The organism is uncultured Aquimarina sp. (genome assembly GCF_947500065.1).
Lineage (GTDB): Bacteria > Bacteroidota > Bacteroidia > Flavobacteriales > Flavobacteriaceae > Aquimarina.
This window is the reverse complement of record NZ_CANMQT010000010.1, coordinates 163,287-170,033: the sequence shown is the minus strand read 5'-3', so window position 1 is coordinate 170,033 and position 6,747 is coordinate 163,287. Positions and strand designations below refer to the sequence as shown.

The following is a 6,747-nucleotide window of genomic DNA, read 5'->3' as shown; positions in this document are numbered from 1 at the left end:
GAATGAGATTACCAAAACCGTGTAAATATTCTAATCGTGGTCTTATATCTGCATCAATACTTAATTCCTGAGCTTTTCCCTTAAATACCAGTACTAATAATAGTACGGTAAAGCGTAACTTGTTTTTCATCTCTTAAATTTTGTTTGATGTGTGAGTATGTTGCTCACACAATTGCTATGTTTTTTCAATTAATTCTATTAGCTGATGTATTAATTGAATTACAAAACTAAGTATTTATACTTATTTTTATTGTTTTTTATATTTAAAAATACTTATTTTTTATTCCTAGATTATCAATTTATTAAAGCTATTTTTGAATAATTCATATCTTTGATGGATAAACCGCTTCGTGATAAACAAAAGCTTAATTAAGTAATATAGAATATGGTTAGTATTGTATTGGTAGATGATCATTTTTTAGTAAGAGATGGTATTCGTTCGTTACTGGAAGATGAAAAACAATATGAAGTTGTGGGAGAAGCTTCGGATGGCAGAGAAGCTATAGATCTTGTGCAGTCTTTGCAACCTGATATTGTGATCTGTGATATAAGAATGCCAGAAATGTCTGGTATTGAAACTGTAGAAAAGCTCACTGATTTGTCTGTTTCTTCTAAAACGATTATGTTATCAATGCATGATTCTGATGAGTATATTTTGCAATCTATAAATGCTGGAGCGGATGGTTATTTATTAAAAGATGCTAGTAAAGAAGAGTTTCTTAAGGCCTTATCTACTGTTAGCAAGGGAAATAAGTATTTTAGTGGTGATGTGTCATCCATATTGGTAAAGAACCTTTTGAAAGGAAATGAGAAAGGAGTTGTGGAAAAAATGACTCTCCCATCCGAAGGTGTTAAGAAGGTAAATAGCAATCCATTTGATCTTACAAAAAGAGAAAGCCAGATTTTAGAATTAGCAGTGTCTGGTATGACTAATAAAGATATTGCGGCAAAACTTGATATAAGTAAACGAACTACAGAGGTACATCGTTTTAATTTGATGAAAAAAATGGAAGTTAAAAATGTACTCGAGTTAAGTAAAAAGGCCAGAGAGCATAATATGGTTCCCTGACCTTAGCTAGGGGCGATGACTAGTTATTGGCGATACCTTCGTATAAACCGGTAATCTTATTAAAAGATTTGGTGAGTTGATTTGTGGTTGTAAAGATTTCTTGTAATTCGAAACTTCCGTTTAATAATCCTTTTTGATTTGTTTGAAATTTTTCCCATAATGACATAGTAACTCCTAGTTCTTCTTCTATCTCTGTACTATTGTAGCTGCTAATTAATAAATCGCCTATTGCATTATCGAATTCTGAATAAACATTGTTTAATATTTTCTTATACTCAGCACTATCTTTAAAGAACATTGATGTAGCTGTGTAGTATAAGCACAGTCTTTGTGAAAGCATCCTTTGTCTACCAGACTTATTTATGATGTTTACTAATTCTTTGTTTTTGTTCTGAAAAAACTGATTATTATAATTGAAGCTGTTCTCTATGTTTACGACTGCATCATTACAGGTTTTGAGTAGATTGGTGTTAAGTTTCATTATTTTCAAGGAGTTTTGTGTATCTGGAGTGCTCGTAATCACTTCTTTGAATTCTAGCCAAAGCTTGTTTATCCTTTTTAAGGATAACTTAACGTTAGAGCTTGAGGCATTTTTTATTAATATTTGAAGTTGTTTTTCAAAAATAAACTTACTGGAATTTAACTCCTTCTTAATAGATTCTTCATTTATTCCTTTGGCTAATAATAAATAAGCTTTAGACATTTTCTGGGATAACATTCGTTGTTTTCCCGAAATATTTACTGCTTTAGCATATGTAATCGCTCCAAAATTTTTTGATTGTCCGATTATGTTGTTAAAAGTGCAGGATATCATTAAAACGGTTAGTAGTGTGGTAATTTTTCTTCTCATCACGTGCGGGTTTTAAAAGTGGGTGTTAGTTTATATTCTGGGTATAACGGTAATAAATAGAGATGTAATGCTATTTAATGGTGAAAATACGTACCGTTGTTGTAATAAAATAAGTACGAAAATACTTATTTTTTGTTCAAAACCAAATTTTTAATACTTAGTGGGTGGTAAGTGTGTAAGTAGTGGTTTTTAGCTGATTAAGAATCCATGATAAAAATGTTATTTTTTTATTAAATATTTGTTAATCAGTTTTTTATTTTTTGTTTTTGCTAATTTTCAATATCTTTTTGCTTTCTTGTTAGCTTTATTATTAAATACGTAATTATAAACTATGTAAATTATTAAGTACGTAATTATTACTATAAATACTTATTATTTTATGTAAAACTATTTTTTAATACGTGTTAATACTTAGTTTTGAGGTGTGAATTATTAATTAATAGAAATTTAAACTTCAAAATAATTTAGATATGGATACCATAGGAAAGTCAACGACATTAAGGCTTTTAAACTTTAAGGAACTACCAATTAGAACTTTCTGGATAACCTCTATAGCTTTTTTCTTGTGCTTTTTTGCGTGGTTCGGGATTGTTCCTTTTATGCCTGATGTAATTAAAGATTTGGGTTTAACACCAGATCAAAAATGGAATTCTATTATTGTGGCGGTTACTGGGACAGTTTTTGCCAGGCTCTTGATAGGTAAATTATGTGACAAATACGGTCCTCGTATTTGTTATACTTGGTTATTGATGTTGGGCGCTATTCCTGTAATTTTATTAGGTTTAGTTCAAACTCCGTTACAGTTCATTGTGTGTAGGTTGTTTATTGGTTTTATAGGAGCTTCGTTTGTAATAACGCAATTTCATACATCTATTATGTTTGCTTCGAATATAGTGGGTACAGCTAATGCAACTTCTGCTGGATGGGGTAATCTTGGCGGTGGTGCAAATAGGTTAGGTATGCCTCTTATAGCTGCTGCAGTGGTAAGTTTTGGTGTTGCAGAAACAGAGGCGTGGAGATATTGTATGGTGGTAGCTGGTGTTGTTTGTTTTTTAATGGGTATTGTGTATTACTTTTTTACTCAAGATACTCCTAATGGGAATTACGCGACATTAAAGATTAAAGGAGAGTTGCCTCAATCGAAAAAAGATGAGGTTAGTTTTATGTCTGCTATCAAAGATTATAGAGTTTGGATTCTTTTTGTGGTGTATGCTGCTTGTTTTGGTATGGAGCTAACTGTTTATGGTACTATGGATGATTATCTTCAGAATACATTTAGGTTAGAGAGGGGTACAGCTGGTAATCTGGTTCTTTCCTTTGCTTTAATGAATATTTTTGCAAGAACATTAGGTGGTTTTTTTGGAGATAAATTTGGGAAACTAAAGGGGTTACGTGGTCGTGTATTGTTTTTAGCTGTTATTCTTGCGGTAGAAGGAGTAATGCTTTCCTTGTTTTCTGGAATGAATGGATTGACATTTGGTATTATCTTTTTGGTTGGTTTTAGTTTGACGGTTCAGATGGCAGAAGGAGCTACATTTTCGGTTGTTCCTTTTATTAATAAAAAAGCAATAGGGTCTATTTCTGGGATTGTTGGAGCTGGAGGAAATGTAGGGGCTTTTGTTGCTGCTATGGTTCTAAAGTCTAAGTCAGCAGTGGCGGAGGAAATAGCTATTTCAAAAAATCAGAATTTGGGACAAGAGGCTATAGATGCGGCTCAGGCTATTGCGTCTTCTGAGGCAGTGTCTGAAGGGTATTTTTTAATAGGAGGTTTTGTTATTATAACAGCCGTTATTTCATTATCAATAAAATTTTCTACGGAAGACGAAAAAGCAATACAGCAAGAGATGAAAGGTGCTCCTGTGCTAGGCTAAGTTTTTAGTGTAATTAAGTAAAGTAAAAGGCTTTTATGTAATTGATTTTCTCGACTATATAAAGCCTTTTTTCATTTCCTTCTAGTTGTTTTTTGATGTTTTTCGATGATTTTTCGATGATTTGAGTTTTGTAGCGTGTTGATTTTTAGGGTTTTTGTTAAGGTTTGTTTTGATGGTATTGCGATTCTCTCAAAAATTAGCAGGTAATTTTCTCTAGAAAATAATATTTATCTAAGATTTTTTGCAAATGAGAAATACTTAGTTAAATGTGTTTTATGATTTATTTAATTAAGTATTTATACTTAGTTTTGACTCATTCTATTAGCTGAATAACAAAAAGAATAAATTATGATGAAACTTAATTTTAAAATAATAGCGGTACTCACGGTTTTTATATTGATATCCTGTGGGGGAGAAAAGAAAAAAGAAATTGCATCAAGTGATACTGACTCAAAAGAAGAGGTGTCGAAATTAACTATAGAAAAACCTCAATTAACTTTTGGTTTTATAAAGTTGACTGACATGGCTCCTTTGGCAATAGCTAAAGAAAAAGGTTTTTTTGAAGATGAAGGTTTATTTGTTTCCGTAGAAGCACAGTCAAATTGGAAAAATGTATTAGACCGCGTAATTGATGGACAATTAGATGGTTCTCATATGTTGGCTGGACAACCTATTGCGGCAGGTGCTGGTTTTGGGAGGCAAGCAGAATTAGTAACGCCTTTTTCTATGGATTTAAATGGTAACGGTATTACAGTGTCTAATGATGTTTGGTCTAAAATGAAACCAAACGTACCTAAAGGAGAGGATGGGAAACCTATTCATCCGATTTCTGCCCAGGCGTTGAAGCCTGTAATAGAATCTTATAAGAATGACGGAAAGGCTTTTAAAATGGGAATGGTATTTCCGGTTTCTACTCATAATTATGAAATAAGATATTGGTTAGCAGCAGCAGGAATTAATCCAGGAATGTATTCTAAAGATAATATTCAGGGGCAAATTGATGCTGATGTATTATTGTCTGTAACTCCACCGCCACAAATGCCAGCAACACTTGAAGCTGGTACAATATATGGATATTGCGTTGGTGAACCATGGAATCAGCAAGCTGTTTTTAAGGGTATTGGTGTTCCTGTGGTAACAAATTATGATATCTGGAAAAATAATCCCGAAAAGGTATTTGTAATGACTAAGAAATTTGTTGAAAAATATCCTAATACTGCAACGGCTGTAACTAAAGCTTTGATTAGAGCTGGTAAATGGCTGGATGCACCAGGTAATCGTCCAGAAGCGGTAAAGATATTATCAATGCCAGAATATGTTGGTGCTGATGAAGTCGTGCTGGCAAATTCTATGACTGGAACTTTTGAATTTGAAAAAGGAGATAAAAGAGAGATGCCTGATTTTAACGTGTTTTACAGACATGATGCAACATATCCTTTCTATTCTGATGGAATCTGGTTTTTAACTCAAATGAGACGTTGGGGGCAAATTCCGGAAAGTAAGCCTGTGGAATGGTATGATAAAACAATTAAAGATATCTATCGTCCAGATATTTGGACAAAAGCAGCGAAGCTGTTAGTGGAAGAAGGGCATCTTGAGGCTTCAGAATTACCAAAAACAGATGGTTATAAACCGGCAACTACAGATTTTATTGATGGAAACAAATACGACGCTAAAGATCCGATTGGGTATATAAATAGTTTTGGTATTGGAAATAAAGAAAATGTAGAAGGTGTTTCAAGTATTGAGAAATAAAAAGAGCTTTTATGACTAAAATAATCAAATTATGTCTGGTATTGCATGCGATGAAACATAAAGTAGTAGCTGGAGAAATAAGTTTTTAAAAGAAATAAAATGAAAGATAGATCTATACATATTCTCAATTTTGTGGGATTAGGTTTTTTTGAACCAGCGATTAGACTGGTGACAGGAGAGGAGATAAATAAAAATTTAATTGCTTTATTAAAAAAAGTGCTATTACCTGTGGTAACAGTTGGGTTGTTTTTGGTGTTGTGGCATTCAGGAGCAATGTATCTGTATAATATCGAGAAAGATGCTAGAATAGAAAAAGCTCTAATGGATCAGGGAGAAGCAGGAGCATTAGAGATGCGAACTTGTATTGAATCGGGTGATATAAGTTGCCAGCCTAATACATTGCCATCTCCAGCTCAGGTTTGGACAGCATATAAATCATTGCTAACAGATCATGCGATTATATCTGAGAAAAAAACAGCTTTTGCAGAGAAAGTGGCGGTAACTAATGCTCAAAGAAAAGAGCAAGGTTTGGCAGCGATAACATATACTGGTAGACCTTCATTTGTGGATCAGATTTTTACAAGTCTTAAAACGGTATTTGCAGGTTTTTTATTAGCATTGTTTATTGCAGTTCCAATTGGTGTTATGCTTGGACTGAGTAAAACATTGAGGTCTTCTGTGAACTGGTTGATTCAGATATTCAAACCTGTATCTCCAGTTGTTTGGTTGCTATTGGTTTTTATGATTGTAAAAACATTGACTCGTGGTTCTGATTCGGATAGTTCTTTTATTATTTCTTTTATAAGTGTGGGGTTGTGTTCCATGTGGGCAACATTGGTAAATACAAGTATGGGAGTTTCTTCAGTAGATAAAGATTATATAAACGTAGCTAAAGTTCTTCAACTAAGTGTTGCGCAAAAAGTTTTTAAGATAATTCTGCCATCTTCATTCCCTTTAATATTTACAGGACTAAGGATTACATTGTCTGTAGCCTGGATGGTGCTAATTGCTATTGAATTATTAGCACAAAGTCCCGGATTGGGTTCTTTTGTTTGGGAAGAATTTCAGAATGGAGCTAATGATTCTAATTCAAAAATTATTGTTGCCATGTTTGTTATAGGTATTATAGGGTTCATGCTGGATCGTGTTATGTTGACTATCCAAAAATTTGTCACTTTCACTGAAGAAACGGCTTAAAAATT

Annotated in this window: 5 protein-coding genes; 4 read left to right on the top strand and 1 reads right to left on the bottom strand. The window is 33.1% G+C overall.

Annotated elements, in window-relative coordinates:
• The first annotated feature begins 385 nt into the window (after positions 1-385).
• A complete protein-coding gene (locus Q0975_RS23030) occupies positions 386-1,069 on the top strand; it encodes a response regulator transcription factor (RefSeq protein ID WP_299441308.1) in 684 nt (227 codons plus the stop codon).
• Positions 1,070-1,088: 19 nt separating this feature from the next.
• Here the strand turns inward: Q0975_RS23030 and Q0975_RS23025 are convergent, their stop codons facing one another.
• Positions 1,089-1,919 carry a type IV pili methyl-accepting chemotaxis transducer N-terminal domain-containing protein gene (locus Q0975_RS23025; protein ID WP_299441305.1) on the bottom strand — a complete coding sequence of 277 codons (831 nt, stop codon included), beginning with the start codon at positions 1,917-1,919 and terminating at the stop codon, positions 1,089-1,091.
• A 470-nt stretch (positions 1,920-2,389) separates the two neighbouring features.
• Between Q0975_RS23025 and Q0975_RS23020 the strand changes: the two genes are divergently transcribed.
• The 3 genes from Q0975_RS23020 (at position 2,390) to Q0975_RS23010 (ending at position 6,742) form a co-directional block, all read left to right on the top strand.
• Positions 2,390-3,790, top strand: a complete 1,401-nt coding sequence (locus tag Q0975_RS23020) for an MFS transporter (RefSeq protein ID WP_299441302.1) — start codon at positions 2,390-2,392, stop codon at positions 3,788-3,790.
• Between the two features lie 348 nt (positions 3,791-4,138).
• Entirely contained in the window at positions 4,139-5,545 is a 1,407-nt protein-coding gene (locus tag Q0975_RS23015) for a CmpA/NrtA family ABC transporter substrate-binding protein (RefSeq protein ID WP_299441298.1), read from the top strand.
• Positions 5,546-5,644: 99 nt separating this feature from the next.
• Entirely contained in the window at positions 5,645-6,742 is a 1,098-nt protein-coding gene (locus Q0975_RS23010) for an ABC transporter permease subunit (protein WP_299441295.1), read from the top strand.
• Positions 6,743-6,747: the final 5 nt, after the last annotated feature.

Coding starts and splice junctions, on each gene's coding strand:
- Q0975_RS23030 (WP_299441308.1), top strand. CDS start 386: ATGGTTAGTATTGTATTGGTAGATGATCATTTTTTAGTAAGAGATGGT.
- Q0975_RS23025 (WP_299441305.1), bottom strand. CDS start 1,919: ATGAGAAGAAAAATTACCACACTACTAACCGTTTTAATGATATCCTGC.
- Q0975_RS23020 (WP_299441302.1), top strand. CDS start 2,390: ATGGATACCATAGGAAAGTCAACGACATTAAGGCTTTTAAACTTTAAG.
- Q0975_RS23015 (WP_299441298.1), top strand. CDS start 4,139: ATGATGAAACTTAATTTTAAAATAATAGCGGTACTCACGGTTTTTATA.
- Q0975_RS23010 (WP_299441295.1), top strand. CDS start 5,645: ATGAAAGATAGATCTATACATATTCTCAATTTTGTGGGATTAGGTTTT.